Here is a 25,866-nt window from a genome sequence, read left to right as displayed (position 1 = left end):
GCTGAATCCATTATTCTCGCTGCCTATCAGACGATTTCTGCTGTCAGAAACGTCTGGAGACGGCGGTAAATATCTGTGATCTCTTCCAGTGACATGCGAACCAGTCCGCTGGATGAAGGGGCAACAAACTCATGCATCTCGGGGATCATCGGCTCGGGCTGGAATCCCCAATCTGCTTTGGATTTTTTACTGTATTCGGTGTATACGCCTTTGCCGACAAAACAGGCAACCTTAGGACGGTATTCCTTTAGCTTGGCATACAGCTTCAGACGTCCTTCGGCGTATTCCTCGCGTGCAATGTCGTCCACTCCCCGCGTGGGCCGGGCAACAATGTTCGTAAAACCATAGCCAAGCTTGAGCAGCTCCCGATCCTCTGATGGATCATACAAGCGAGGGGTCAATCCCGCTCCCTCCAGTATGCGCCAAAAACGGTTGCGTGGGTTCGCATAATGATGCCCCACTTCGCCTGACTTCAAGCTAGGATTAAAGCCGATGAATATGACAGATAATCCGTAATCCAGATGATCATCTACCTCATGCAGCTCTGTCCTGGTTCCTGTTTCTCTCTCTTCCATGGGGTCCCTCCTATTTGTTGCCGTTGTTCAGGAGTGAGCCGGATATTCGCTGCCGCTGCATTTTCCCGTACATGCGATTCCTGTACCGCCCTCGGGATTGCCCAGACATCACCGTCCCGTATGACCCATGCGAGCGCAATCTGGGATGGCGTACCCCGTGGCTGGCAGCGATGTCCACCATCACGGGATGCTCTAGCAGTCCCCGTCGCAGACGTCCGCCTTGTGCAATCGGGCAATACGCCATCACAGGCACGCCATGTGTACGGCTCCAGGGGAACAGATCATATTCAATTCCCCGCGAAGCCGCATGATATAGCACTCCTTACTTTATTTACTCAGAACTTATCTGCTCAGGAACCTGATGGCGCAGGCTTGTCAAAGACATGGCCCTGGGTCCAATGCTGTCCACCATCCGAGGTGGTATACATTACCGGGGCCTTCTCTGAATCGGAGAAAATAGCCCAGCCTTCCTTGGCATTGGCCATTCCGATTTGCTGACCGCCATAGCCGTCAAAGCTTTGCTTGCCGTTGTTCCACGTCTTGCCGCCGTCATTCGTCCAGCCAATGGTATTAGGCTTGTCACACGGTGCGCAGTAGCCGCCCATCAACGCGGTACTGCTGTTTACGGCATAAAGCATCCCCAGTGCCGCCCCTTCGTTCTTGGGAACCTGATGGTCTTGCTGACTAATACCTGGAGCCGGACCCGCGCCAGCGGTGGCATTGGCCAGCACAGCACGCCAGCTTTGGCCGCTATCGGCAGTATGCCAGAGCGAATATGAGGTCTGATTCATACCTGTATCCCCAACCAGCTCAATCCAAGCGTTTCCGCGTTCTACCGAACGAATGGTTACACCGTTCAGGGGCGCTTCGGTGGTCCGTGACAGAACGGTAGTCCACTTCTGACCGCCATTCGTTGTGTGTAAGAAACGGAACGAGCCCTCTGTGCTTTGCGTTACCGCCCAACCGTTTTGCTGATCATGATAGTAGGGTTGTCCAACGGTGTGATCAGGTACAGGAAGCGCGGACCAGGTTTGACCGCCGTCCTTCGTATATTGGTTTCCGCTGAATCCTTCCTTGAACGATACAAAGTGTAAAAAGCCCGCTTGTCCTTGCTTCGGCACCGTCCCGGTACTTTCCCAGCGTTTGCCTCCATCCTGAGTCGCCAGCAGCGTACCGCTGTCTGCCATGACGGCCCATGCCTGCTGCCCATTCAAGGCAAAAATTTGCTGCACTGTCCCTTGACCCTGATATTGCACATCCCATGCTGCTCCGGCTGAACCGGATGTACCTGCGTCTGTCCGGGCAATCCAGCCCTTCCCGCCGATCCAGCCGGATTTACCGTCGATCAGGCGCAGCGCGGTAACATCGTCCATACGAACCTTCGCCGCATTCGCATCTGTGGATGCTTGTCCACCTGCCCCCGATGCCGTGCCTGTACCGCCAGTTGTACCATTTTCCCCCTCTTGAACGGTTTGACCGTTCTGCTCTTGCTGTCCAGTGGGTCCTGCTTGTGTTGCACCTGCTCCACAACCTGCTGTCATGATGGATATGGCGAGCAAAAGCGCCCATGCCGGTAATTTTTTCTTCATTTTCGTTCATCCCCTTACTGTGTTAGTACAATGCTGCGAGGGTATGCAACGGCAGCAAGGTATATCCTATGTATTACCCTGCTGTCTTCGTTTCACTCTTCACGGATGAAAACCCAAAATCGACGGTATGGAAAACCACGTCTACGGATGTACAGGAACAAAGCCGCCTTCTTCAATGATCCGTTTGCCATCTTCGCTTTGCAGCCACTGGAGCAGCCGTTGAACCGAAGGGCTGGACTTCTCTCCTTCCCGTGTGACCACGAACAATTGAGCGGTGAACGGATACTGTTGCGAACGAATATTTTCCTTATTCGGCACCACTCCGTCAATGGACAAAAATTTAACTTCTTGCCGCTTATGCATCACATTGGCAAAATAATAAAACGAATACCCGAGCGCATTGTGATCCTTGTTATAATCGGCAACTGCGTTAATCATACCACCCATGATGCCAATCGTGCGCTCCCGGGGCGGCTTGGCCATCTCATGGTCAGCCATCACTTTCTTTTGCATATAAGTCTGACTTCCCGAATTTTCTTCCCGCTGATAGGCTACAATCGGCTGAGTCTTGCCTCCCACTTCACTCCAATTATGAATGGAGCCTTCATAAATACGACGAATCTGCTTTGAAGACAGCGTATGAACAGGATTGTCATTGTGAACGAGGAAAATAAACGCATCCCGCCCAATGGGAGTAAGCTTCATGTTCACTCCCTGACTTTTCGCAAGTTGCAGCTCCCCATCGGATGGTCCGGCCACCAGAATGAGATCCGCTTTCTTGTCGATCAGATTTACATACGCCTGATGCGTTGTGTTGAATCTCAATTCGTGCGCCGCGCGCGCCTTGCTCATTCCGGTCAGCTCATGCAGCATATCCTGTGCGAACGGAATCGCCGCTGTAGCCCCATCGACCACTGGAAAATCCCGTTCTGCGATCAACGGACGATGAGGCAGCATCAGTGCAATGGTCAACACAATAACAAGCGCGGCTGACATGGCAGCAACGACCCATTGCCATCTACGATCTACCTTTCCGTTCTTTCCTGTCACCGACGGATAACGATCCACCCCAACGCCCACTACCATTCCGGCGATTGGCAGCAGTGCAGTCAGCAGAAACCAGATTTCACCATGCTGTGTATAAGGCTCTAATACCTCCAGTACAGGCTCCGCCCACGCGTGATAGATTGAAAACAGTTGCCACGAATTGCTCCACACTTCGGCTGGTTGGCCGCCAGAGCCTTGTAACCCCACAATCCATAAACCCAGGCCACATAATAATGATAACAGCCCTGTCAGCATGAGCGGAAGCTTGCGCAGACTGGAAGCACGTGCACTCCAGACACCGTAAGCAGCAAAAATCAGACCTATAATCCAGGCGTATAATATCATCATCACAATGACCGCAGTATCCGTCACACCTTCGCGCCTCAGCAAAAGCTGTACATTAGACGCCACAGCCATACTCCAAAATACATTAAACATGACTGAAAACAATCCAAACATAAATGTACCGCCCAGCCACGGCCAAAACCATGCTAGCCGCATGGAGGCACCTGTTTCTGGCTTGGTTATAATTCCCTTTGGATCAGACATGTACATCCCCCTATATCTTTTAAATGAAATGAGCCTTTAAGCCACTGCTTTTTCATTGTACAATTATGGTAAAGATTAGTATACGAGATTTTGTTTTCACCATAGAGAAGCACACCCAAAAAGGCCTTCCTTGGAGGAAGACCTTCTGGATATTGAACTTAATAATTTTATATCGCTCTTGCCTGGATCAAAAAACGGTGTTGCTTCACGTCCCAATACCCATCACGTTGAGTGTCTAGATGTAGGCCATACAGCTGTTCTATATATCTCTCTGGTTGAAAATCAGCAATCTGCCATTCAATCGCCTTTAAGTAGTAGACAAGCGCTCCGATATCGTAAAACCGCTGTATCGGAAACTGTTCCCGCTGCTCCACGATTTCGAAGCCGTTGCTTTTCAGACCGGTAATCGCTTGAGAAAGGGACCAGTCTGCATACTCGCTATAAGGCGCTTCCAAACGGTCATTAATGCCCACACAATCCAGGCCCCCGACCTGTTGGGTCAAGAACGTACCGCCCGGACGCAAAATACGCCGCACTTCCGCTGGAGAAAATGCCTCATGCTTATTCAGCACAAGATCGAACCCGTTATCATCAAATGGAAGTGAATTGTCGTCATCTATAGCCATAACACGCACACCCAGCGGCTCCAATCGTTCCTTGGCAACAGGAATATTCGGTGCATACGCTTCTGTCGCACATACGATCTCTGGAAAAGGACGTAGCCGTGACAGAAGTTCTCCTCCGCCCGTTCCCATATCCAGCATCGCCGTGGATGAATGGATGAGCGTCATGGCCTTGCTGGTATAAGACCAGTCCAAGGGCTCGCTCGCTACGCGTCCTGTATCCGAGATGAATGAGAAATCCCACCCAGCAAAGGACTGCTTATGGTGCTCCTTCCTGAATTGGGCTGACATTATTATAAAACTCTGCTCTCTTTATGTTCTGCGCTCTATCTCTCTACGCCTCTACGTCTGCCCAAATCAGGGGGAGCCCTTGCCTGCCATTCTGTGCTGTTTTAAGGAGCTGCTGGTAGAGCCTTCGCAAGCTCAGGTGTCATGTCTTTTGGATTTAATAAATAATAGCCTGTGTGAGCATTTAAACCATATAAAGGTTTGATTTTGATCTGTATCAGGTAAGTGCCTTTCTCCATATCCGGAGTATAGTTATAGGATCTGCGGTTTTCCAAAATAGCTTTCCAGAGCTTCATATCTTCAATGACGATTGCTTTATGCTTCTGCTGTATATCTCTGAATAAATTGACGTCTTCGATATACTGACCAGATTGATAAGGTTTCATCTCCTGAGAAACAATTGGAACAGCACGCACAGAAAGTATATCCTTCGAGGTGACCATTACCTTGTCGGCATATCCCTTCTGTTTCAGCCAACCTTCCAGTTTGTGAAAGGATAAACGCCAGTTAAATGCAACATTACGAGCCCATTCCGGCTCATATTTGGAAATAGAGGAAGCTTTATGCATAATCTCAATATTCCCCAGCGGATAACTTCCAGACTGCATTTCGCTATAGCTCATATCCAAAATTTCTTCTTTCAGCACAGCTTCAAATTCGCGAATTTCTTTCGGATCAGTCAGTATCACCCTCCGTTCCTCATCATCCCCTGATTTAATGCTGATCGTCTCGGCTTTGCCATCCAGCTTATCTAAAGTGTATGCTACCGTTTTGTATGGCTCAGACACCATGACCTTTGCCAGCGCTGCCCGGAAAGGCTGCTCGGGAAATGTATAGCTTCGGGTCATAATCGAACCATCATCAAGGCGATAGGCAATGGATATCATTTGCTGAGGTTCATTTTTGGACCCGGACATCTGTCCGGCTGAATGTGCCAGCACAAGCTCACGTTGTAGATTCAGTACAGAAGCGATAAAGGCTTTATCCTGCGAAAAATAAAGTTCTTTTCGTGTAAAGCCACCCTCCAAATACAAACTTGGTCCGGCATAAACTTGCTCCACGGAATGTGCAGTTGGAATTCGCTCTTCGTAACCTACCCAACTTGAAGTCGGCATGTACATTGCCAGACCTAACACAGCGGTGTAAGCGACCAATTCCAGCAAAGCACGGACACGTACAATTTGCCACGTCTTGCGAATCACCATCTCCACAGCGATATAGCCCAAAATAGCTCCAAGTATATAGCCGAAGATAGACCAGTCTTTACCTTGTCCGCTTACATTATTAAAATACTCCCCTACTAGCAGCATAGCGCACAGCATCACACCTGCTTTAAATAAGGGCTGGAAGAAGGTAAATGCCATTGCTTGTGTTGCCTTCTCTACCAGCCGTTTGCGATACAACACATAGCTCAAGATCACAAACAGCAAAGAAACACCAATATAAACAAGCAGTTCAATATATGAAAATGGAGTTTTCAGCAATTCCGTAAAGCGAATAAACGGCGATAAAGAATGCCAAATATTAATGTTACTACGTAACTCCATGCCATTACTATAACGAACTATTGTTCCACTGACCTGATAGTAACCGTACAAATGATGCCCCAGAAAGCCACTAATCATGGATGACAGAACGAAGGGGAGCACCATCAAAACGTACACTACAGCAGTTTGCAGCAGCGATTGCCCTACGCAAATACCTACAAACACAGTAAAAGCGAAAAGAAAAATGCTAATGACCGAGACGACCAATGCCCATGATCCAACATCATTCATGTGAAAAATATAAGGCAGATCATTCGTGGCGTTAACCCAAGCCGTCACTCCCGCCGTGAGCCACACGGGTATGAGCAAGAGGATGAGACCACTGATCAAATGTGCCGTTAGCAGATGTTCCCTGCGTAATGGCAGACTGTGATACAAATCAGATGGCCCCTGCCGCTGAATAAAACGAGTCAACATCACACCTGCCAGCACTGGTACGGTCAATAAAATCATATTTTGCAAATCATTACCTGAGTTTGCACTATCGAACAGGCTTCTCAAAACCGTAGGCACCCGTTCGTGTCCGATACTCATAAATAACGGCAGCGGCACTGTAAACAATAATCCCACCAAGTACAACAGACCGATCCAGCCATGCTGTCTCAGGCTTTGGCGAATCACGCCGCCGCTACAGAAGAATCGGTTGGATGTCATAACCTGCGTCCTCCATTTCATAAATGAAAATTTCCTCCAGCGTCAACGGCAGTAAATCGAACACATGCGGCTCATACGCCTGAATCGTTTCTGTAATCTGCTCTCGTTCCCCCCGGATAATAAGCAGCAGAACACTGCCTCTGCGCTCCTTATGTACAACCGGAAGTTGTCCACAGACGGCTTCCTCATGCGTGCTGTCACGAAAGGCAACCTGCACCTTATGCGTATCGGACTTGAGGTCGTCAACCTCTTTTTCCAACAACATACGTCCCTGATGCATAATGCCGACATGATCACACATGTCTTCAATTTCACGCAAATTATGGGATGAAATCACGACGGTCATCTCACGTGCGGCGGTTTCCTGGAACAGCAAATTTTTGACCATCCGTCGCATCACAGGGTCCAGTCCGTCGATCGGCTCATCCAGAATCAGCAGCTCTGGCATGCAGCTCAAGGCAAGCAAAAAAGCGGCCTGACGCTTCATCCCCTTGGAAAAACGGTGAAGCTTACGCTTCGGGTCAAGCTTGAAAATGTCGGTAAGCTGTATGTAGCGGCCCTCACTCCAGCTCGGATAAATGGAGCGGTAAAACCGGGCCATCTGGCGAATCGTCGCTTGCGGAAAAAAATAAGGGGTATCCGGCATAAACAGAATGCGCTGCTTGACTTCTGGCTGCTCATACACCGGCTGTCCACCGATTAGCACCTTGCCAGTATCCGGTCTGTAAATCCCGGCGATGATTTTGAGCAGCGTCGTTTTACCTGCTCCGTTAGAGCCCAAAAGTCCAAAAATAGAGCCTTTCTTCACCGTGAGGGCGAGCTGATCGACAGCCTTTTCTTCTGTAAATGTTTTTGTGACTTCCCTTAATTCAATCAAGGGACATCCCCCTTTCCTTCAATTGCGTAGCTTCCACGTATAAGGCGTCCACTTCCTGCTGCGTAAAACCGAAATGGACAGCTTCGATCATCTGCTTCAACAGCGCCGCCCGAATCTCATCCCGCTTCATTTGCTGCGGCTGATGCTCGGCAGGGGTGACAAAGCTGCCCTTGCCTTGGACGGAATAGATGTATCCTTCGCGTTCCAGCTCTCGATACGCCTTCTGAATCGTATTGGGATTCACCGTAAGCTGAGCGGATAAAACCCGTACAGAAGGCAATTGCTCATCCGGCTGAAGAGATCCGTATACAATCATTTCCTTTACCTTGTCTATTAACTGTTCGTAGATCGGCTTACGACTGCGGATATCCAGCTCGAACATAGACTTCCTCCTTTCAAGACTTGATCAGATTCATCTGCATCCTTTAAACTGTTCTAACTGTACTATTATTAATAATACAGTCAGAACAGTTTGTCAATCATTTCTTTAGTTATTTATTACAGAAAAAAAAGACCAACTCAGAAAGCTGGGTCTTGAAATCATCGTTAACATTCCACTTGAACATAAAAATAGCCGTGATGCGTTAAGCACCACGACTGGCTATTTCTTTTAGCATTCCGTCGATTCGTAAGATTCGTCACGGCTTATATTCGCAGGTGCTTCCCCTTCCGGTAGCATAAGATCTAGCTGAAACCGGAACGTGGCTCCTCTGGCCTCGTCACTATCCACATCAATGGAGCCGCCCATCAGACTGACCAGGTTTTTGCAGATGGACAGCCCCAAGCCTGTTCCTCCATATTTCCGGTTCAGTGCCGGATGAAGCTGGGAAAAGGGCTGAAACAATAGATGCTGGCGATCTGCGGGAATACCGATGCCAGTATCGGTTACACTGAACTCAATCAAGCATTTCTTTGTACGGCTGCTGTAAGCCTTGCTCTCGGCAAAGATGTTTACACGCCCTCGCTCCGTAAATTTGATTGCATTGCTCACCAAATTCACCAGCACCTGCCGGATACGCACATGGTCACCGACAAGGACCCCCGGCAATTCCTGATCCACGTGCCACTCCAGCTCAATGTCTTTTTCCATAGCCTGCTTGAGAAATAGGTCCGCCACACTGCCCATCATATCCTCAAGTTCAAAAGGTTCGTGCAGCAGCGACATTTTGCCAGCCTCAATTTTGCTCAAATCCAGTATTTCATTCAATATCTGCATTAAAGCACTACTGCTATTGGTAATAATATCGATATAGCTTCGCTGTTCCTCATCCAATTCAGTGTCCGCGAGCAGTCCAGCCATTCCGATAATTCCGTTCATAGGTGTACGAAGCTCATGACTCATCACAGAAAGAAATTCTGACTTGGCCCGGTCGGCCCGCTCGGCGGATTCCTTGGCCCGGATGATTTCCTTTTCATTCGTTATATCTACAAAAACCATTACGGCCCCTTTACGCTCCCCATTATCCATCAGGGGACTGATCCGATAAGAGACGAGGAAGCTGGACCCGTCTTTTTTCCAAAACACGGCTTCCTCAGCCTGATAAGAAGCGCCACTGCGGATCGCCTGAAGAATGGATGGCTGCTCATCCGGGTAATGGCTGCTTATCTCATCGACATGGCGGATCATATCCGTGCATGTCCCATTCAGTGAATTTTCGGCCCCCACTCCAAACATGGAAGCCGCCGCCGGATTCATAAAACGGACATGCCCCTCGGTGCTCAAGCCCACAATGCCTTCGGATACGGCGTTCAGAATGAGTGAATGCTCGTTGCTGAGCTTTTCGATTTGGGCGATGTAGCTTTTGAGCGGAGTGACATTTTCAAAGATGCCGTAGCAGCCCACAATTTGCTCATACACAAAAATCGGGATATTGGTTACCTTGATAAACAAGCGCTCCCCATCCTTATGTATGAACTCTGATTCATAGGTTTGCGTTTCTCCCTGCTTGGCCAGCTCCATATGATGCCTAATCTTGTCCCGTTCCTCGGAAGAAGCCATCACAAGAACTCCAGTCCCAAGCAGTTCTTTCCTTGTATAACCAATAAGTTCCTCCAGACTGGGATTCACGCTCAGGATTTGACCTTTCATATTCATGGCGCATATGCCGAGCGGGTTATGCTGAAACAGCGATTTATAACGATTTTCACTTTCACGAAGGCGTTGCTCCATTTTTTGGTGCTCCGTGACATCCTGTACCATACCGACAATTTGAATCGGCTGTTCTCCGCGCTCGTCCATTTCCGCTTCCCAGGTCGAACGCAGCACTTTCTGTTCACCATTAGGCAGTACAATCCGATAAAAGGTTTCTTTATGAATCCCTTTTAAAATGACGTTCGTAATGATCTCGATCATTCGCTCTTTATCCTCTGGATGAATAGCATCCAGAAAAGAATCAATGCTTGTCTCGACCGGCTTTACGCTAAAGCCAAAAATGCTGCGGAATTCCTTGGAAAAATGCAAAACGTCGTTAACCAAATCCCAGTCCCATGAGCCAAACATCGCCAGTTGCTGAGCTTTTGCAAGATTTTCCTCGCTCTTCTGGCGCTCGGTGATGTTGCGGCCGATGGACAAAACTCGCTTGATTTTGCCTTCCTCATCCCGAATGATGCGGTATGACACTTCCAGCCACAAATAATGCCCGTCCTTGTGACGGACACGACGCTTCATAATACCTGTTTCCTGGAAGATTCCATGTACTCTCATATAATCGGCATCTTCTGCATGATAAAATTCGAGCCGTTTTTTGCCGAGCATTTCCTGCCTAGTGTAGCCAAGAAGTTTTTCTACCGAAGGAGAAACATATTGAAGGTTCCCGTCCGGCGTGCTGAACGAGATCACATCCGGCGTATTTTCTGTAATTAGCATGTACAAGTCCTCATTGTCCGAGAGTACCTGCTGCATGTCTTTTTTCTCTGTGATGTCCATCGCGTAGGCAATCAGATACGTTTGACCCGTAGCCGGGTCATCAAATATCGTTAATTCCAGCGATAACCAGACGGATGTTCCCCGCTGATGTCTTAATCGAAGCTCTGCCTTGTACACTTGATCCGTAGCTTTCAGCCAGCCCGTATAGGCGTCCTGCAACGCTTGTCGATCTTTATCTCCTTTATACAACAAATGATAATATCGGGTTTTCAGCAATTCCTCCTGCTTGTATCCGACCTTGTGACAAAGGGCCGGATTGACATACAGACATTTTCCGTCCCTGGAGAAAATGGCTATCCCTGTCGGGGCATGATTGTACATGTGTTCCAGCAAAGGCAGTCGTTGAGCAGCAGAAAACACAATAAATCTCCTCCTTTGTGGTTTATGAGGGCGCAGTCTAACATGCATGCACAAAATTGCCGATGCAGTGTCATCGGCAATCTTTTGAATTATTTTTTATACCACTCGACTCAGAAAATGACGCAAAAACCGCTCCGCATCCACTTCAAGTGCCACGTCAATACTAGTCTGTGAATGAGCTTGATCCTTTTTTACTCATGATGACCTCCACAGTAGAACAGCATTCTTTTTCATTATACACAATTGAATGCTTATTCTCTTGGTCATGAGGTTCTTTATCTAAACACGATCAAAAAAAGCTACGGCAGTTGTGCCGTAGCTTTTCCTTCGGGGCTCTTCCATTGCTTAAGCGCACATCTTCTGTCCCAATCCTAAGGCTCGATTCCCCACACCAGCTTATCATTATGGAATAATGTTACTTTATTCCATTCTGTATAAGAGGTTTTGGTAGGATCGAAGGAATAATCATTGGATTCGTCCAGGTTAGACCAGTCGCTTTTGTTGATACGGATCTGAATATCACCTGTTTGCGCTCCAGCTGCAAGCGTACCGGCAGCAGCATTGAAACCAATTTCGATATAATTGTCAGTAATAGTTCGCAGCACATTATCATTGCCTACTTGCGCATAGTCTACTGCGGATTGCAGCTCTTGGCTGCCATCTTTCGTAAAATAATACCGGACTTTCAGCTCACTCAGCATCACGGGTGTTGTACCTTTATTTTTCAGATTTAAGAAAGGCTTGACTGCGTTATTAGCTGGATCGGTATCCCCGGCCCGATACATTACAACCAGATCACCCGCTGGTTCTGTAGGATCTGTAGGGTCCGTTGGATCTGTAGGTGTTCCTTTTGGCTCAGCGCTTACCGCAGTGGAATCCTTGCTTGTTCCTTTCGTATTCGTAGCACTTACAACATAGAAATAAGTGGTTCCGTTGGTCAGACCCTTATCTGTGTACTCTTTCTCAGTAACAAGAGGCGCAACGGCTGTAAAAGGACCTGCTTCGCTGGTTGCACGTTTTACCGTGTAGCTGTCGGCCCCAGTGGACGCATTCCAAGTCAGCTTCACTTCCGCATTACCCGCTGTCGCCTTTAAGCCCGCTGGTACTGCCGGAGCGGCTGGTGTAGGAGTTGTTCCGCCACCAGATGAAGGGACAATCGCTGGATATGCATTTTGCACAAGCATGACAAACTGATCATGGAACCAAGCTCCTGAAATAGGTGCATTCGGTAAAGCATCTGTTAATGTGCCATCCTTGGTTGTATAGGTAGGATCACAATATCGGTCAAAGCCTTTACCCTCATCGTTCGGAATAAGCGAACTGGAACCATCGGAATCACCCGGAGGTTTCGCCCATACATAAGCATCGACATGGGAAGCTGGAGCTGTTTGCGGCGGCGTACCCATACCTGCTCCGCTGTTATTACACCAGTTGCCACGATGCGAGCGTTTGTCTATACGGCCTGAGTTCACATAGGAGTTAATATCACTGCCGACAGCGGCAGTCGGACGGTTAGGTCCTCCCCATCCGTTACGGCCTGTATCAATGAGCATACCGAGTGAGCTCGGCCAACCTGCGTTTACAAAATCTCTATGCAAGGACTCTGTGAAATCCAGTTCATCGAAGTTAGGATTCCATTCGTAGTACTTGGACGATTTGATCGGCTGTCCGCCAATATTCAGGTTTGGATCGGGCAGATTAGGCTCTGTCAATGGGGAAGAGTTGGCTGTATTCGTGATAAAGCCGTCCACGCTGGACAGTCCTTTGCTCGTATCTGTGAAAACATTCGTGAACAGTGTGACGGTTGCTGAACGGTTGTTATCCCAACCCAGCCAACCGGAGTGACCGATATCTACATATTTGTAGACGTTCGGAATCGCGTTCAGCTTGTTCATGGTATATTTCACGCCAGCTTCATAAATCCCTGTAGATTTGGCTTGAGCACATTTGGGATCATTCAGATTCGTTATCAGATTCGGCAAACTGTCCGGCTCAATAATCGCTACAATGCGGATATCCTGATACTTCGGTTTGGCAAAAATAGCAGCAATTTTATCGACATAATCCTTTTTGTACGTTTCCAGACCCGCTTGGGTCAACGGCAGCTCACCGTTGGAAGCCAAGGCTTTACAATCCCGTCCGGGCAGATCATATACAATAAACTCTGCCGTAATCGGTGTGTTGCCTTTCTTTTGTGTCAACACTTGATCCAGATGCGCTTCCAAACCAAGCTTGCCTCCACCGCCGTTAATAGCAGCGATGCGATCGAGCCATACGGCAGTCGGGAACGTTTTGATGGTTTGCATTTTCGCTTTCAGTGTAGAATCTGTAACCTGGGCAATCGATGTATCGACGCTAGCCGCATAATCAGGACTAACATATTTGGTTGCCCCTTGATAAGGATTGTCCACATGGGATTCTGCATGTATTTTATCCGTAAATCCTGCACCTGGTAGAAAGCTGCTTGCGACGAGTGATAGCGCAAAAGCATACTTCATGCCTTTACGAAGCACTTGCTTTGTTTTCAATTGCTTCACCTATCTTTCCGTAGATTTTGTTGAATCTTCCTATGGCGGCACCTGATTGTTACATGATTATGTGTGAGTTACGCCATCTTTCTCCAAAAAAAGCGGCGTTCTTAGCTGCTAAGGTAAGCGCTTTCTATTTTTTCACGCGCTTACTTCCTCCCCTTTTTGTCACCTCCTATGTTAGATTATAGTGGGCTGGAAAACTGATGTAAATTGAATAAATTAAGGATTAAATTATTAATTAGGCACATGAATTGCCACAGTACCCGTTTTTGCTGTCTCCCCACTTCCCAGGGCCGAGTCCTTCATAAGATGAACTATGCCTGCTGTGACAAGCTCTCCCGACCTACGGGATCGACACCAAAAAGCGGATTTAGAAAAAATTAGGCTATTTTCTTTAATTTCCGTCAGCTCAAATCGACAATGATAAACTCCAAACTCCGTACTATGCCAAATCGTTAAATCTATCGACACCAATAGGGTATTTTCAGGCTCTCATCGCCATGAAAATACCCTATTCATCGTAGTGCAGCCTCACGGCCATTCATCATGCATGTACATGCAGTGAGCGCTCATGCCATTGTACCAAGCTGCCAGGCCTAGCTAGGCTACTCCTTTTCGCGTTCCTTGCCTTTGTCGGATTCGCCCGCATTTTTGTTGGCCGCCTCCCGATCCAACTGCATTTCCTCAATCGTCTTGACCTTAAGCCTTGCCGCTCCCTCATACGCACGAGTTGGGATCAGATCGCCCGCAGCTAAACGTTGACGCGCCTCGGCAATTGCCGCTCCGTATTGTGGAAGCCACGCTTCCTGCGCTACCAGCATTTCATCGACCATTTGCCAGATTTCCTTCGGATTACATACCGCACCCACCAGTGGGTCCATCATGAACGCCTGCCGCAACAGCTTGTCGTCCCCATGCACGGCAGCTTCAACTGCCAATCGCTGCACGGAAATGCTAACATTGCAGACAGCCGCAGGGCCGAGCGGCAGTTCACCCACAAGAGGCATGGAAATGCCGTTACGATCCACATATCCGGGCGCCTCAATAATCGCATCATCCGGCAGATTGGAAATCACTCCGTTGTTGACGACATTAAAATGTCCACAGTATACACGTCCTGTTTCCAGTCCTTCGATAATGTAGGAGCCATGCTCCTCACCGCGTTTTTCCGACTTGTACTCCAGTGGATCTTCCTTCATCCAGTTTGGAAAATCTGTTTCAAACCAGTTGCGTCCTTCCGTACATACACGCAGATAGCCTCCCGTTTCTCCATTAATCCAGCTTCCCAGATCAATCCAGTCGAGAATTTCATCCGGACGCTTCCGGTACCAGGGAACATACTCGCTTAGATGGCCGTTCGATTCGGTGCTGTAATAGCCAAAACGGCGAAGCATGTCGATGCGTACCTTTTCGGTGCGGCTATATTCGGGATGCTTTTCAAAAGCCTCCAGCAGTCCAGCTGTCAGATCCTTGCCTTCATGTGACGCCTGAATGTACCATGTCTGGTGATTGATTCCGGCACACACAATGTCCACATCCTGCTTCTCCAAGCCATATACTTCAGCAATTTGGTGATGCCCATGCTGTACACCGTGACACAACCCAATCGTACGTACACCGCTGTACTTGTTGCAGGCCCAGGTCATCATCGCCATCGGGTTCGAGTAGTTCAGCAGCAGCACATCTGGTGCGCTTAGCTCGCGGATATCCTTGCAGATCTCCAGCATTTCCGCAATGCCACGCTGCCCGTACATAATACCTCCTGCACACAGCGTATCGCCCACGCATTGATCCACGCCATATTTCAGCGGAATGTCTACATCGGTCGCAAACCCTTCCAGCCCGCCAACCCGGATCGTACAAATCACATATTTGGCATCCTTCAAAGCCACTTTCCGGTCCGTGGAGGACTGTATTTGAATAGACAAACCGTTCTCCCGAATATCCCGCTGGCACAGCTCAGTGACCATATCCAGATTGTGCTGATTAATGTCCGTAAAAGCTACTTCAATCTCGTTAAATTCCGGCACCGTCAACAGATCTCGCAAAATTCCACGGGTAAAGCCGATGCTCCCCGCTCCAATAAAAGTCACCTTAAATGACACGGCATTCAACCTCCAGCGTTAGATGTGTAGTATACCGTCATTGTAGCAATTTGCCAGAGGGAAGCGTTATCAAAATCATGACCAGATTCGCGTTTAGGTGTCAAAAATCCTAACTTAACTTGCCGCCTTATCCCTCTTCATCCTCCGCATAGTTCCACACATGGCGTTCCACGGCAGTGCGGTATTCGACAGGTGTCTTGCCTGTGTGCTTTTTGAAAAGCATATGGAAATACTGCCTGCTGCCCACGCCTACATAATCGGCAATTTCGTGAATGGGAATGTCCGTTTGCTGGAGCAGCATTCGGGCCTTGTCCATCCGCAGCATCGTCAAATAAGCGGTAAGCGTTTGTCCGGTATGTTTTTTGAAAATGCGATGCAAGTACCCCGGATGCAGATTCACCGCTGCTGCCATATCCTTCACCAGAATTTCCTGGTCATAGTTGAGATGAAGAAATTCGATACATCGTTTAATGTAGACATCCGTTTGCTGCGTGTCACTCCGTTCCGTTTCCTCACGCAAACGCGCAATTCGCACGAGCAATTGCATAAACAGCAGCTCAGCCATTGCACTTGGATGCTCTTTTCGCTGATCCAGCTCCAGCACGAGGCTTTTCAGCGTATAATACACCTCTTCCGGGTCAGACAGCACCAGATAAGGAAATGGACGCGACATGAAGGCAGTGACCTCGTGCTCTTCCCCTGCCATTTGTCGAATAGACGGACCTACTCGCACCCCTTCCGTAAAACCGAACTCTACATTCAGCATCCGGCATGGCTGCTCTCCTTCTACGACCAGTCGATGCGACACACCCGCGTCCAGCATAATAAACTCTCCCTTGCGCAGCGTGATGCTTTCTCCTGCCTTCTCTCCTGTCTGTACATCCACCCGGCACAAGCCGGAGATCATGTACATAATTTCGGTAGAATGATGATCGTGATACGGCATGGTGTAATCGTGCCACTGCTTGTAATAGTAAGCAAAAAAACGGGGAATATAATCCCCGTCACGCAGCCGTGGCTCAAACAGACTTCCGTTCATCCCCCCACCTCCGCAAAATAGATCAGGCTAACACGGCAACGTATCTGCAACCGCCTATTTTCACAGTTTAACAGACGATGCTATGTAATTCTATTTCGCTCTAGTACACTATCTGAAATCCGGTGGAATACGTCCTGAAGATACCCGGAAACACAAGCACATTGTTAATCTGGTTGGGATAGTGGCTGCAACCCGTGGCAAGTACACGAACATGCGGGATAGCTTGCTCAGGCGCAATCTCCGGCTCTGGATTAGCCATGGCAAACACAATACTGTCTACCGCCTTCCCTTGTACATCTGAGGCATTCTCAATTAAATTTCCGAATCGACTTGAAGGACTCGGTCTGCTGTGTGATGCCCTTCTCTGCCGCAAAGCGCTCGATGCTGGACGCGCCGAAGAATCCATCGATGCCCTTCGTTCTCTCAATGACATAAGTCGCATCCTCCGGCTCTGCAATTGGTCCGCCGTGGCAAATAATCATGATATCCGGGTTCACAGCCCGACCGGCTTTAATAATCGCCTCGATTCGTTCTACACAGTCGTCTAGGGTCAGCGCTGTTTTTGCACCAATCGTGCCCTTGGTCGTCAAGCCCATATGCGCAACCAAAATGTCGGCTCCCGCCTCCGCCATAGCCTTCGCCTGAGCGGGATCAAAAACATACGGAGTAGTCAGCAAATCCAGCTCATGGGCGCTACGGATCATTTCAACCTCAAGGTCGTACCCCATATCGGTTTCCTCCAGGTTTTGTCTAAACACCCCATCAATCAAGCCTACTGTAGGGAAGTTCTGAACACCGCTGAAGCCCTGCTCCTTCAATTGCTTCAAATATACCTCCATCACTCTAAACGGGTCGGTGCCGCATACCCCTGCCAAAACAGGCGTATGCTTGACGACCGGCAGCACCTCGGCTCCCATTTCAACGACGATTTGATTGGCATCTCCATAGGAAAGCAAGCCCGCCAGCGAGCCGCGGCCCGCCATTCTGTATCGGCCGGAATTGTATACGATCAGCATATCCGCTCCGCCCGCTTCACTGCTTTTGGCCGTAATGCCTGTGCCTGCCCCGACACCGAGGAGAATTTTACCCGCCTTTACCTCTTTCCTGAATTTAGTCATAATTTCTGATCTGGTCAGCTTATTCATTTCGTATATCCTCCTTATTAGATTCTTAGGAATTTGATGCTTGCATGAGAGCAATCAGTTTTTGAGCTGCGGCCTCTGCAAAGGCCGGATCGTTGATGGCGCAATCCAATTCAATCACTTCAATAACCGAGATGTCGACATGCTTACGCAGGGTATCGAACAGCATTCGGTCCTCCTCCAGGCCGTAGAAAGGCTGCCCCTCCACATCAATTGCAGAAATGCCCCTAAGCGGCAGCATTAGCACGGTGCTTTCCTTTGCCATGTTCAGCTTCTCCGCAAGCTTCCTGCCGATCTGTTCATTTTCTACCACCGTAGTTCTCATCAGGGTTACGGTCGGATTATGCTGATAAAACTTATGATCCTTGAATTTCTCCGGCACGGTATCTCTCGGCCCAAAATTGCACATATCCAAGGCGCCCACCGAGACCACCTGCGGAATGCGATGGCGGCCTGCAGCCTCCAAGCGATGCGGCCCTGCATTCAAGACACCGCCGATGATTTCATCCGCCCACTCCGTCGTCGTCAAGTCCAATACCCCTTCAATGAAGCCCGCCTCGATCAACGCCTCCATCGACTGCCCTCCGATGCCCGTGGCGTGGAACACAAGCACCTCGTAGCCCCTTTCCTCCAAATATTTTCTTGCCGCTGTCACACAGGGCGTGGTTACTCCGAACATCGTGGCTGCAACCAGCGGCTTCTTCTCCGGTTCATGCGCATGTTCAAACTTGAGCATTCCCGCTATCGCAAATAACGCATTTGTGAAGATTTTCGTAGAAATCGAGTTCAATCCTGCTACATCCACCACAGACGGAATCATGACGATATCACTCGTGCCTACGTATGGAGCTGTATTTCCAGAAGCAACGGTCGATACCATCACCTTTGGAACGCCAATTGGCAGGGCTCTCATGGCCGGTGCGACCAGTGAGGTCCCGCCAGTGCCTCCAAAGGAAATGATTCCGTCAAATTTACCCTGCTTGTACAACTGTGGTACCAGCTTCTTCAGGCCTTTGGACAATACCTCTGTAGCCAAAGCCCGATCCTTCCTTGCCGCAAGCTCCTCCATGTCCATGCCTGCGGCGCGAGCGACTTCCCGATTGGACACATCCGGAATAAAGGCCGGCTCGAATACGCCTGTATGAATCATCAAGGTCCCCATCCCAAGCTGCTCTGCAATCCTCTTGATGTAAAGGTACTCATCGCCTTTCGTATCAAACGTTCCAGCTATTGCGATGGTCTTCATTCTGCTGCCTCCTCGTATGATCATTTAGTACAATGTTCGATCGCAGGGTAGCATGCTGATTTTTTCGCTAACAGAAAAACCAGTATGATCGCTATAGCTTCATCATACTGGTCCTGTTTATTCATGAAAACGCTTTTATGTTCTATGTTTTTGTGTTTAGGTTAGATCTGTACTGCTTGGGTGAGCAGCCCTTAAGCTTTTTAAACATTTTGCTGAATTGGGCATAATCCGGATACCCTACCATCCCAGCCACCTCGGATAATTGAAGCTGCGGCGCATGGAGTAGCGTGACAGCTTTATTTATGCGGAAGCTCACAAGATAGGTCTGAAAGCTGCAGCCAACCTCCTTTTTAAACAAGCTGCTCAAATAGCTGCGCGAAACATGAGCAACCTTGGCCAGATCCGAAAAAACAATTTCACTGCTGTAGTTTTGTGCCACATACTCCTTGACAAACTCAACGTAATCATAATGCTTGGTGATGCCGTTCAGCATTTTGGCCATAAAATCGTCCTCATCCAGCTTGCCCAGGCGCTTAAAATCGCGAGTAATTGCCGTAATTGACTTCTCCGAAGGAATTCGTTCAAAGGCAGATCCGCCAATATAGCCCATAATGTCTGTGTTGTTGCTGTACATGTACTGGACATCGACCGGCGTCTTTACCGGACCGCCGTAAATCATCTTGATCAAATCCGGCTTAAGGTGCTTGCAGGCATCGAAAATACGCAGCGCTTTTGATTTGGTAGCCTCTAAGGATACAACCTTCCGCGCACCCAATAATCCGCCCTCGGTCAGGCCAAGATGAGCACAGATTACATCTGCCCCCGCCTCAATCATTTGGGCCGCTTGAAGCTCGTCAAATACGAAGGCCACCGTAAACAACTCCTGTCGATGGGCCAGACGTATGGCCTCAACCTCTCTGTCATAGCTGATTCCGTCTTCCTCCAGAGCCTCTCTGAACAATCCGTCCATCAGACCGACAGTCGGATAATTATTGACTCCCGAAAAGCCTCTGCCCTTGATTTCCTCAATATAATCGGCCATTTCTCTGGTTGGATCATTCGCATTCAGTCCAAAGAGCACGGGAGCATGCCTCACCAACGGCACAATTTCTCTTGACGCAAAATCCATCACCATATCATTACTGTTGCAAAACGGCAAAAAGCCCGCCAGAGAGCTTCTCCCCATCTGGCGAAACTTGCCGGAGTTCAGCATTAATATAAAGTCCGCTCCGCTATGAGCTGCATACCTGGCTGTGATCCCTGTGCTTGTCGAGACGCCAATGATGTGATTACCCTCGTACAGCTGTGATTGAAGACGCTCCAGTATGGCTATTCTGTTCAAGCTCCATCAGCCCCTCATCTCTACAGATTTCTCGCCAGGCCCAGCTCATCGTAAGACAGCCTTATGATTCCGCAGGAACCATCCTCATTGTCCTCTTATTATAACATGCCATTTCATGGTCACCTAAGCTCAAGGAATACCGCCGGATGGTGGTGTAAAGACCCCTTATACATTTACGCCACGCTTTGAGCCTGATCAGGAAGTACAAATGAAATTTTATGTCCCTTCTGACGGTAACATTGCCTTGACTGTAACGGGTTATGCAGACGGTACTAAGATCCAAAGAAGCTGGGTTAAGCCCGCTCCTGGTTGGACTGCGACTGGTAATGGTAACCTTATCAAAAGAACGACAAGCATAGGCCAGATACAAGATCGACAAGACTATTATGATGGTTCTTACATCAGAAAAGTTCGTTGGGCTACATCCTATATCGGTACAAATTCAGAAGATAATATCCCTTGGCGAAACAGCCAAACCTATGATTATTGTTCTATGCCACGGAGTAAAGTTGAAGTGGATTACGTGCACGGAGGAGAGGAAACAGACAGTATATTTTTAGACTGAATTTTATGAGAGGGGCTTTTTTGCCCCTCTCTTTTAAGGAGGAAATTTTGTGGGAAAGATGCTGTTTAGGATTCTGCTTTTAAGTGTAATGGTATTTTGCTTTTCTCAACCCTATACAGGAAAAATGTCAGCTCACAGTATAGAACCAAGCTCTCCATTTTTGAAGATTAACAACTACTATGTGTTGTTCACAGCCCCCAAAGCCCCTTATATTGATAAGAACAATCGCTATATGGTGCCTTTGAGATCCATTAATGATTTGTTGGGAGGACAGACTACGTATAACCCAACTTCTAATACGGCTACAATTAAGTTTGGAACACACAAGGTTGAGTTTAAAATGAACTCCACTGAGATTGTTACCGACTCGAACACGTCCGTGATGGATACCGTCCCTGTGCTTTATAAAAATGCGATGTTTGTCCCTTTAGGGGTACTTACCAAGAACTTAGACATACACCAGGAATGGGATCAGCAAAATAAACTGTATTCCCTCTCTGGGAAGGAATTAATGAAGACACCTATGATGGAGAATGTAGAAGATTTGGATCATTTTAGAGAACAAGTGGATAATGAAAATGCATTCCAGTTGTTATCGTACAAATTGATCATGGGAGAAAAGATTCATCTCTCAATCACAGCTAAGAATATGACAGGGAAAAAGATTAGTGAGGGCATTGAAGATTTAAATACTACTTTTATTTTTTCTGACAACAGCACGGCGGGCGAAAATAGAAATCGTAAAAGACCCAGTATAGATAAGGATGAAATTGTAACTCGCGAAGATGACATAGATTATGTGAAAACAATAGAGAATAATAAAATGATCAAACATGAGCTGTCGTATATTCTCTTTAAGGGAAGAACGCTAAAACCATAAGATCCCTCAAGTAAAATGGTACTGTTTTCCTAGCAGATGAATCGTAAGGCTGTAAATTGAGTTAAAAGTAAAGCTGATGATCCAAGATAAACGAGCGTATCTATCCACGATTAAAGCCTTCAAAGCTTTGATTCATTCTGACCAAGGAACCCCACTATGCGCATCCAGATTTTCAAAAAATGGTGAAGCATATGGGGTTCCAACAATCCATGTCCAAATAATCTAGTCTTTCTTTAGAATGGTCCTTTACATAGGGTACATTTAACCCTGGGGTAGCCCTTTTTATCATCATAAAGCTCCAGCATCACGCCTGCAAATCTATTTATCCAGCTCCAGCCTAAGAGCTTTGCTTTCTCAACTGACCATAATATAAATCACTGTAAAAGCCTTTATGAGCCAGCAGCTCATCATGCGAGCCCTGCTCCTCCAGACGACCATCCTTCAAGACCAGAATCCGGTCAGCCTGACGAATGGTATTCAGTCTATGCGCGATGACAAAGCTCGTTCGCCCTTGCATAAGCCGCGCCAGTCCTTCTTGTATTTTCATCTCGGTAATCGTGTCGATGCTGCTGGTTGCCTCGTCGAGTACAAGGATCGAAGGGTTAGCCAAAATAGCACGGGCAATAGCCAGCAATTGTTTTTGCCCTTGGCTGATGCCGCTGCCGTTAACCTCCAGCACCTTCTCATATCCGTCCTTCATCCTCATGATAAAGGAATGGGCATTCGCCAGCTTCGATGCTTCCTCTACCTCTTCATCAGTGGCATCCAGCCTGCCGAAGCGGATATTTTCACGGATTGTCCCCTGAAACAGGAAGGAATCCTGTAGCACAAACGCCATACGTGAGCGCAAGCTTTCACGCTGTATGGTGGTAATGTCGCGCCCATCTAGCGTGATCATTCCCTTGTCGGGACTGTAAAAACGGGATATCAGCTGAATCAGCGTTGTTTTTCCTGCCCCGGTCGGACCGACCAGCGCGATCATCTCACCAGGCTTGGCTTCAAAAGAGATGTCTTTCAGCGTAGCGCTCTCAGCATCATAGCCGAAGGAAACATCGGTAAACCGAACTGCACCCTCGACATGCTCCAGCTCTACGGCGCTGTGCTCGTCCTTGGACTCCTCATCCTCATCCAATATTTCAAATACGCGCTCAGCTCCAGCAATAGCGGACAGCAAGGTATTCCACTGGTTAGCCAGATCATTCAGCGGTCTGGTGAACTGGCGGGCATACTCTACAAAGATGATAATCGTTCCGATGGTAATAGAACCGTGTATGGCCAAAATCCCGCCGATTCCTGCCACAATGGCAAAGCTGAGATTGTTCAGGCCGTTCATCAGCTTGGGGATAAAGCCGGAAATCGTTTGTGCCCAGAAGCCCGACAGACGGATACGGTCATTACGTTCACTAAAGCCGCGAATAACCCTCTTTTCCTGTGAAAATGCTTTGATAATTTGCTGCCCGGATAACGTTTCTTCGATGTATCCGTTCAGTTCGCCCAGATTCTTCTGCCGTTCCTTGTATAAGGGACCCGTGCGGCGCGTAATCCAGCGCATCCCGACTGCCATCAGCGGCACCACGATAAAGGTTAGCAGTGTCATCAGCGGACTTAGCCACAGCATGACTGCGAGTGTACCCACCAGCGTCAATACGCTCGAAAAAATCTGAATGGCTGAGCTATTCAGCGTAGAGCTGACATTTTCAATATCATTGGTCAATCGACTCATAATCTCTCCCTGCTGACGTTTACCATAAAAAGGAATCGGCAAGCGATGCAAATGTGAAAACAGGTCGAAACGCATCCGGTACACGGTCTCTTGGGCGATTTCGATCATCCAGATATTTTGCAGCCAGGAGGTCAGCGAATTGAGCAAATACACAGCCCCCAGCCCAATGAGAAAATACATCCATGTGCGTCCGCCCATACCTTCCAGAAAATGGTCCACGGCAACGCCGACCAAATACGGACCCAGCAATGCCAGCCCGGAGCTGAGCAGTACCATGAACAGCACCAGCATTAGCTTGGCCTTGCGGCGGGCCAGATACTCCCATATCCTGCCCAGCGTGCCGGACCAGTTCTTGGCCTTGGCCTTGCGGCGTCCCTCTGCTCCTGCTGGGTTGCGCAGCACACCGGACGGCGGTGTAGGCTGACGGAAGGGATCAATGAGTTCCTTGAACATGCGACTCCTCCTTTCTGTATTGTGATTCATAGATGCGTCGATACAGCTCCGAGCTGTCCATTAAATGCTCATGACTTCCACTCGCGATCAGACGGCCTTCATCCAGCAGTAAAATCTGATCTGCCGTTGCGGTCGAGCTGATCTTCTGCGTAATAAGAAAGGTCGTGCAGGACAAGCCCTCCAGCGCCTCCAGCAAAGCCGCCTCTGTCCGCACATCCAGCGCACTGGTGCTATCGTCCAAAATAAGCACTGCCGGATGGCGCACCAGCGCGCGAGCAATAGATAGCCGTTGCTTCTGTCCACCGGACAGATTCACACCGCGCTGTCCCAGCATCGTGTCATAGCCTTGTGGCAAGCGTTCAATCATATCGTGAATTTGCGCCATACGAGCCGCTTCCTGAATCTGCTCCAGACTGGCATTCTCCAGCCCCCAAGCGATATTTTCCCGAATCGAGCCAGTGAAAAGAAGCACCTCCTGCGGCACGTACCCAATGGCCTCACGCAGTATGGAAGCGTCCAGTTCCCGCGCGTCCTTGCCGTCAAAGCGCACCCGGCCCTCATTTTCTTCATACAAACGCGTAATGAGCTGCACAAGTGAGGATTTACCCGACCCCGTAGCCCCCATAATAGCGATGCGCTCACCCGGTCGAGCCATAAAGGAAATATCCTTTAGCACCGCGAGATCGTTGCCCGGATAGTGAAAGCTCACCCGATCCAGTTCCACCTGTCCCTCGATTCGCGTGTTATGTGTTGGAATAGACTCCCGTTCTCCGTGGTCTTCATGAGGTGTCTCCAATACCTCACGAATCCTTGCCGTGGAAGCGGTCGCCCGGGAAAACACGACAACAATCCCCGACAAGGCAGACAAGGCTCCAATCGTCCGCAGTGAATAATTGACGACAGCGACCACCTGTCCCACACTGGCATCCCCTGTTGCAATTTGCCCCCGTCCGAACCAAAGCACGGCGATAATTCCCGCATTCATCGTAAACAAAATGAACGGCATCGTCGTTTCTGTCCAGCGCAAAGCGGAAACCGTCCCTTTCATCAATTCGCCCCCGTAATGGGCAAAGCGCTCGATTTCATGCCGCATCCGCACAAAAACCCGTATGAGCCGGATACCTGTCAGATTCTCCTGAATCACCCCGTTAACATCATCCAGACGACGCTGGACGCCCTTAAACAACGTGACGGTTCGCCGCATCATCACCAGCACAAATACGAACAGCACTGGAGCCATGACCGCCAGCAACAGTCCAAGCCTGAAATGTACGACCAGCGCCATCACGATGCTGCCAATCACCACCAGCGGCACCCGTGTCATAAACCGCAAGCTCATAAACACCGTATCCTGCACCTGCGTAACGTCTCCCGTCAAACGCGTAATCAGCGATGAGGTAGCAAAACGTTTAAACACCGGATAGGAAAAGGATTGCACCTTATGATACAGCCTTTCCCGCAAATCATAACCAAAGCCCTGACTGGCATGGGAAGCAAAAAAGGAACTAGAAATCCCTGCTATAAAAGCAATAACGGCGCTTCCTACCAGCACACCGCCCCATAACCAGACGACGGACAAATCCTGCTGCCGAATGCCCTCATCAATAATTTTGGAGATCAAATACGGTTGCGACAATTCCACCGTCAGCTCCAGCAGCATCATCACGAGAGCCGCGATGGCTGGAACCCGGTATTTTTTCAGAAAAGAGAACATCATCCCCACTAGCATTCCTCCAATTGCTCGACAGCCGTCCTTCCAGATCAGCGTGTGATCGTCATACAGCACTATATTTTATTATACCCTT

The 25,866-nt window shown here is 48.7% G+C and carries 18 protein-coding genes and 2 pseudogenes; 2 read left to right on the top strand and 18 right to left on the bottom strand.

Annotated features, from left to right (window positions below):
• Positions 1-26: 26 nt before the first annotated feature.
• From ACIFO6_RS17790 to ACIFO6_RS17715, 16 genes and pseudogenes are all read right to left on the bottom strand, one after another.
• The gene (locus ACIFO6_RS17790) at positions 27-575 is read right to left on the bottom strand and encodes a mismatch-specific DNA-glycosylase (protein ID WP_430042447.1); all 549 of its coding nucleotides are present in this window, start codon (positions 573-575) and stop codon (positions 27-29) included.
• Positions 530-894, bottom strand: a pseudogene (locus ACIFO6_RS17785) (aldo/keto reductase); the annotation flags it as partial. The pseudogene ACIFO6_RS17785 and the gene ACIFO6_RS17790, both read right to left, overlap by 46 nt.
• A 31-nt stretch (positions 895-925) precedes the next feature.
• On the bottom strand, positions 926-2,164 hold the full coding sequence (locus ACIFO6_RS17780; protein ID WP_430042445.1) for a hypothetical protein: 1,239 nt from the start codon (positions 2,162-2,164) through the stop codon (positions 926-928).
• A 141-nt stretch (positions 2,165-2,305) separates the two neighbouring features.
• Positions 2,306-3,760: a PstS family phosphate ABC transporter substrate-binding protein gene (locus ACIFO6_RS17775; RefSeq protein WP_430042444.1), complete on the bottom strand. Its 1,455-nt coding sequence runs from the start codon at positions 3,758-3,760 to the stop codon at positions 2,306-2,308.
• A 167-nt stretch (positions 3,761-3,927) separates the two neighbouring features.
• Positions 3,928-4,674 carry a class I SAM-dependent methyltransferase gene (locus tag ACIFO6_RS17770; protein WP_430042442.1) on the bottom strand — a complete coding sequence of 249 codons (747 nt, stop codon included), beginning with the start codon at positions 4,672-4,674 and terminating at the stop codon, positions 3,928-3,930.
• 101 nt (positions 4,675-4,775) lie between these two features.
• Positions 4,776-6,872: a multidrug ABC transporter permease gene (locus ACIFO6_RS17765; protein WP_430042441.1), complete on the bottom strand. Its 2,097-nt coding sequence runs from the start codon at positions 6,870-6,872 to the stop codon at positions 4,776-4,778.
• The gene (locus ACIFO6_RS17760; protein WP_430042438.1) at positions 6,847-7,749 is read right to left on the bottom strand and encodes an ABC transporter ATP-binding protein; all 903 of its coding nucleotides are present in this window, start codon (positions 7,747-7,749) and stop codon (positions 6,847-6,849) included. Before ACIFO6_RS17760 ends, ACIFO6_RS17765 begins: the two co-directional genes overlap by 26 nt.
• Positions 7,742-8,131 (bottom strand): GntR family transcriptional regulator, encoded by a 390-nt coding sequence (locus tag ACIFO6_RS17755; protein WP_044646746.1) that lies wholly within the window; start codon positions 8,129-8,131, stop codon positions 7,742-7,744. The genes ACIFO6_RS17760 and ACIFO6_RS17755 overlap by 8 nt, the downstream gene beginning before the upstream one ends.
• A gap of 228 nt (positions 8,132-8,359) precedes the next feature.
• Positions 8,360-11,035 carry a PAS domain S-box protein gene (locus ACIFO6_RS17750; RefSeq protein WP_430042436.1) on the bottom strand — a complete coding sequence of 892 codons (2,676 nt, stop codon included), beginning with the start codon at positions 11,033-11,035 and terminating at the stop codon, positions 8,360-8,362.
• Positions 11,036-11,406: 371 nt separating this feature from the next.
• A complete protein-coding gene (locus ACIFO6_RS17745) occupies positions 11,407-13,572 on the bottom strand; it encodes a glycoside hydrolase family 6 protein (protein WP_430042434.1) in 2,166 nt (721 codons plus the stop codon).
• Between the two features lie 599 nt (positions 13,573-14,171).
• Positions 14,172-15,671: an alpha-glucosidase/alpha-galactosidase gene (locus ACIFO6_RS17740; RefSeq protein ID WP_430042432.1), complete on the bottom strand. Its 1,500-nt coding sequence runs from the start codon at positions 15,669-15,671 to the stop codon at positions 14,172-14,174.
• 127 nt (positions 15,672-15,798) lie between these two features.
• Positions 15,799-16,710 (bottom strand): helix-turn-helix domain-containing protein, encoded by a 912-nt coding sequence (locus tag ACIFO6_RS17735; RefSeq protein WP_430042430.1) that lies wholly within the window; start codon positions 16,708-16,710, stop codon positions 15,799-15,801.
• Positions 16,711-16,843: 133 nt separating this feature from the next.
• Positions 16,844-17,017, bottom strand: a pseudogene (locus tag ACIFO6_RS17730) (NAD-dependent malic enzyme); the annotation flags it as partial.
• A gap of 1 nt (position 17,018) precedes the next feature.
• Complete coding sequence (locus tag ACIFO6_RS17725; RefSeq protein ID WP_430042427.1) at positions 17,019-17,855, bottom strand: phosphoenolpyruvate hydrolase family protein; 837 nt, start codon at positions 17,853-17,855, stop codon at positions 17,019-17,021.
• A 25-nt stretch (positions 17,856-17,880) separates the two neighbouring features.
• Positions 17,881-19,098: a Tm-1-like ATP-binding domain-containing protein gene (locus ACIFO6_RS17720; protein WP_430042425.1), complete on the bottom strand. Its 1,218-nt coding sequence runs from the start codon at positions 19,096-19,098 to the stop codon at positions 17,881-17,883.
• A 142-nt stretch (positions 19,099-19,240) separates the two neighbouring features.
• Positions 19,241-20,440, bottom strand: a complete 1,200-nt coding sequence (locus tag ACIFO6_RS17715) for a phosphoenolpyruvate hydrolase family protein (RefSeq protein WP_430042424.1) — start codon at positions 20,438-20,440, stop codon at positions 19,241-19,243.
• 208 nt (positions 20,441-20,648) lie between these two features.
• Between ACIFO6_RS17715 and ACIFO6_RS17710 the strand changes: the two genes are divergently transcribed.
• Entirely contained in the window at positions 20,649-21,005 is a 357-nt protein-coding gene (locus tag ACIFO6_RS17710) for a hypothetical protein (RefSeq protein WP_430042422.1), read from the top strand.
• 58 nt (positions 21,006-21,063) lie between these two features.
• Positions 21,064-21,885: a copper amine oxidase N-terminal domain-containing protein gene (locus ACIFO6_RS17705; protein ID WP_430042505.1), complete on the top strand. Its 822-nt coding sequence runs from the start codon at positions 21,064-21,066 to the stop codon at positions 21,883-21,885.
• Between the two features lie 337 nt (positions 21,886-22,222).
• Here ACIFO6_RS17705 and ACIFO6_RS17700 read toward each other — a convergent pair whose 3' ends face one another.
• The gene (locus tag ACIFO6_RS17700) at positions 22,223-24,061 is read right to left on the bottom strand and encodes an ABC transporter ATP-binding protein (RefSeq protein ID WP_430042420.1); all 1,839 of its coding nucleotides are present in this window, start codon (positions 24,059-24,061) and stop codon (positions 22,223-22,225) included.
• A complete protein-coding gene (locus ACIFO6_RS17695) occupies positions 24,042-25,778 on the bottom strand; it encodes an ABC transporter ATP-binding protein (protein WP_430042503.1) in 1,737 nt (578 codons plus the stop codon). Before ACIFO6_RS17695 ends, ACIFO6_RS17700 begins: the two co-directional genes overlap by 20 nt.
• Between the last annotated feature and the right edge of the window lie 88 nt (positions 25,779-25,866).

Source organism: Paenibacillus sp. NRS-1781 (assembly GCF_050467745.1).
GTDB classification, from domain to species: domain Bacteria; phylum Bacillota; class Bacilli; order Paenibacillales; family Paenibacillaceae; genus Paenibacillus; species Paenibacillus terrae_A.
Note: the sequence above shows the minus strand (reverse complement) of the source record. Positions and strands in the feature narration are given on the sequence as shown.